Here is a 749-nt window from a genome sequence, read left to right as displayed (position 1 = left end):
CTTCAGCCGGCGCCCGGCGTCGAGCGCGGCGCGCGCCATGCGCACCAGCCGGTCAGGCTCGCCCTTCGCGGGCACGACGAAGAAATGCGCCTCGAACGTCCCCGCCTCGATGCTGTCGCGGCGGATCGGCGCGCCGGTCGGATGCGGCGCGCCGCTGCGTGCGGGCGCCCGCACGCGCACCCCCGCCAGGCCGGGCACCGCGCCCGTCCCGTGATCTACCGTCCGACCCGCGCGCACGCGGCCGAGCGCGATCGCCGTCGCTTCCCCCAGGGTAAACGCCGTCATCTTCCATCCCCATCGGGGCCGGGACACAGGACAAAAAGAGGGCGTGGCGCGAAACGCGCATCCTTGAACCGCTCGGGGTTCCAGCGTATCTGGAGGGAGCACATGGTGTTGCTCCGGATCGACGTTTGGCGACGTCGCTCCATCTACTTCTGGGATGCCCGGCCTTCGTGCCGGGCTTTCCTTTATGTGGTCACGGCCGCTCCGCTATGTCGCCGGCCCGATGCCGGCGTGCTCAGCGGCAATGTCGCAGGTTAATTCCAACATCGGAAGCGTCTACGGTTCGTGCTTTCGAGTAGGAAATGCGAAAAACTGCCCCGGATCGGCAGTAAAACCCGTCACCACTTCGTGCTTTCGAGTAGGAAATCGCGCTTCAATTCGTGCTTTCGAGTAGGAATTGCGCCAACACTTCGTGCTTTCAGGTATCAATTAGTCGGCGTCGTGCGTGGCCCCGCGCGCCGATTCAC

At 65.8% G+C, this 749-nt stretch carries 1 pseudogene; it reads right to left on the bottom strand.

From position 1 onward, the window contains the following. Positions 1–285 (bottom strand): annotated as a pseudogene (locus ACH0AE_RS17925) (hypothetical protein); the annotation flags it as partial. Positions 286–749: the final 464 nt, after the last annotated feature.

It is taken from the genome of Sphingomonas sp. 179-A 2A2 NHS (genome assembly GCF_045371305.1).
In the GTDB taxonomy this organism is placed as follows: domain Bacteria; phylum Pseudomonadota; class Alphaproteobacteria; order Sphingomonadales; family Sphingomonadaceae; genus Sphingomonas.
Note: the sequence above shows the minus strand (reverse complement) of the source record. Positions and strands in the feature narration are given on the sequence as shown.